The 2462-nt window shown below is 53.4% G+C and carries 1 rRNA gene; it reads right to left on the bottom strand.

Features of this window, described 5'->3' with window-relative positions:
- Positions 1-2462 (bottom strand): 23S ribosomal RNA (locus tag H6A20_RS12935); the annotation flags it as partial.

Below are 2462 nucleotides of genomic sequence, written 5' to 3'. Positions count from 1 at the left end.
CGTAGGGATATCTCATCTTGAGGGGGGCTTCACGCTTAGATGCCTTCAGCGTTTATCCCTTCCCGGCTTGGCTACTCTGCCATGACCTTGGTAAGTCAACAGATACACCAGCGGCCAGTCCATCCCGGTCCTCTCGTACTAAGGACAGCTCCTCTCAAATATCCTACGCCCACGCCGGATAGGGACCGAACTGTCTCACGACGTTCTGAACCCAGCTCGCGTACCGCTTTAATGGGCGAACAGCCCAACCCTTGGGACCTACTTCAGCCCCAGGATGCGATGAGCCGACATCGAGGTGCCAAACCACTCCGTCGATGTGAACTCTTGGGAGTGATAAGCCTGTTATCCCCAGGGTAGCTTTTATCCGTTGAGCGATGGCAATCCCACTTTATACCACCGGATCACTAAGTCCTACTTTCGTACCTGCTCCACCCGTCGGTGTCGCAGTCAAGCTCCCTTCTGCCTTTGCACTCTGCGAATGGTTTCCAACCATTCTGAGGGAACCTTTGAGCGCCTCCGATACCCTTTCGGAGGCGACCGCCCCAGTCAAACTCCCCACCTGACATTGTCCCCCGGCCGGATCACGGCCGCAGGTTAGAAACCCAGCACTGCAAGGGTGGTATCCCAACAGCGGCTCCGTGGCAACTGGCGTCACCACTTCTTAGCCTCCCACCTATCCTGTACATACAATACCGAGTCCCAGTATCAAGCTGGAGTAAAGCTCCATGGGGTCTTTCCGTCCTGGCGCAGGTAACCAGCATCTTCACTGGTACTTCAATTTCACCGGGTGCATTGTCGAGACAGTGCCCAAATCATTACGCCTTTCGTGCGGGTCGGAACTTACCCGACAAGGAATTTCGCTACCTTAGGACCGTTATAGTTACGGCCGCCGTTTACTGGGGCTTAAGTTCAAAGCTTCGCTTGCGCTAACCTCTCCCCTTAACCTTCCAGCACCGGGCAGGCGTCAGCCCATATACATCACCTTTCGGTTTCGCATAGACCTGTGTTTTTGCTAAACAGTTGCTTGGGCCAATTCTCTGCGGCCTGGTCTCCCAGGCACTCCTTCTCCCGAAGTTACGGAGTCATTTTGCCGAGTTCCTTAACAATGCTTCTCCCGTCGGCCTTAGGATTCTCTCCTCATCCACCTGTGTCGGTTTACGGTACGGGTACGCTATGAACAATAGCGGCTTTTCTTGGCAGTGAGCTCACACATTTCCCTACTTTAAGTTCGGTATGCGTCACGTCTTCAGATTGGTAAGCGGATTTGCCAGCTTACCTCCTACCCCGCTTGCCCCGGTCTTTCCATTCCCGGTAGTGCTCTCTCCCTGCGTCCCCACAGTTCTGTCATATCGTAGTACAGGAATCTCAACCTGTTGTCCATCGGCTACGCCTCTCGGCCTCGCCTTAGGCCCCGACTTACCCAGAGCAGATCAGCTTTACTCTGGAAACCTTGGATATTCGGCCGGAAGGATTCCCACCTTCCTCTCGCTACTCATTCCGGCATTCTCTCTTCTTAACCGTCCACGGCTCCTTCCGGTACCGCTTCGTCCGGTTAACAATGCTCCTCTACCATCCCGTAGGATCCTGAGCTTCGGTGATGTGTTTCAGCCCCGGACATTTTCGGCGCAGGACCTCTCGACCAGTGAGCTATTACGCACTCTTTTAATGTGTGGCTGCTTCTAAGCCAACATCCTGGTTGTCTTTGAAATCCCACATCCTTTTCCACTTAACACATACTTTGGGACCTTAGCTGCAGGTCTGGGCTCTTTCCCTTTCGACTGCCCAACTTATCTCGTGCAGTCTGACTCCCATGAATCATCTTACTGGCATTCGGAGTTTGATATTCTTCGGTAAGCTTTGACGCCCCCTAGGAAATTCAGTGCTCTACCTCCAAAAGACTCTCATGAGGCTAGCCCTAAAGCTATTTCGAGGAGAACCAGCTATCTCCGGGTTCGATTGGAATTTCTCCCCTATCCACACCTCATCCCCACCCTTTTCAACGGATGTGGGTTCGGACCTCCATTGCCTTTTACGGCAACTTCATCCTGGACATGGATAGATCACCCGGTTTCGGGTCTGCTCCGACTGACTCACCGCCCTGTTAAGACTTGGTTTCCCTTCGGCTCCGGACCTTATAGTCCTTAACCTCGCCAGCCAGCGCAACTCGCCGGACCGTTCTACAAAAAGTACGCGGTTGAACATGTAAAGTTCTTCCACAGCTTGTAAACACAGGGTTTCAGGTTCTCTTTCACTCCCCTCCCGGGGTCCTTTTCACCTTTCCTTCACAGTACTATGCGCTATCGGTCACTAAGGAGTATTTAGCCTTACGGGGTGGTCCCCGCTCCTTCAGTCAAGGTTCCACGTGTCTCGACCTACTCTGGATACCGCCATGCTCACTCGCCTTTCGCTTACGGGGCTTTCACCCTCTCTGGCTGGCTTTCCCAAAACCATTCTGCTAGGCT

Source organism: Mordavella massiliensis (genome assembly GCF_016901695.1).
In the GTDB taxonomy this organism is placed as follows: domain Bacteria; phylum Bacillota; class Clostridia; order Lachnospirales; family Lachnospiraceae; genus Claveliimonas; species Claveliimonas massiliensis_A.
This window is presented reverse-complemented; position numbering and strand designations above follow the sequence as displayed.